The sequence below is a fragment of the Arthrobacter cryoconiti genome, from assembly GCF_020905375.1.
In the GTDB taxonomy this organism is placed as follows: Bacteria; Actinomycetota; Actinomycetes; order Actinomycetales; family Micrococcaceae; genus Specibacter; species Specibacter cryoconiti.
This window is the reverse complement of record NZ_JAJJBU010000055.1, coordinates 1-585: the sequence shown is the minus strand read 5'-3', so window position 1 is coordinate 585 and position 585 is coordinate 1. Positions and strand designations below refer to the sequence as shown.

Genomic DNA, 585 nt, shown 5'->3' with positions numbered 1-585 from the left:
CGTCGGAGGCCTCGTCGAAGTCAAAATCTTCCTCATACAAGACAATGTCCACATCCCGTGAATGGCTCAGTTCACGCAACTCCAACGGCGTGAACTTCACCTGAGCAGGACCACGACGACCAAAAATATGCACATCAGTCACCGGCGATCCCTTCAACCCCGCATAAACATTCTCCGGGATCTCCGTCACCAACAAATCATCCGCATGCTTAGACAAAACACGCGCCACATCCAACGCCACATTGCCATTACCAATCACAGCAATCTCCCGAGCAGTCAACGGCCACTCCCTAGAAACATCAGGATGCCCGTCATACCAAGAAACAAAATCAGCACCACCAAAGGAACCCGCCAACTCAACACCAGGAATATTCAGCTCAGCATCCTTCATGGCACCCGTAGCAAAAATAACGGCATCATAATGCGCCCGCAAATCCTCAAGCGTAAGATCCACCCCATACGTCACATTGCCAAAAAACCGGATATCTCCACGATCCAACACCTTATGCAAGGCATTCATAATCCCTTTAATACGCGGATGATCCGGAGCAACCCCATACCGAATCAGACCATACGGAGCCGGGT

General features: G+C 50.8%; 1 protein-coding gene. It reads right to left on the bottom strand.

Going from position 1 to position 585, the window contains the following annotated elements; genetic code table 11:
* The coding region (locus LOH53_RS16735; protein WP_230068895.1) for an FAD-dependent oxidoreductase at nt 1-585 on the bottom strand (585 nt) is incomplete at both ends.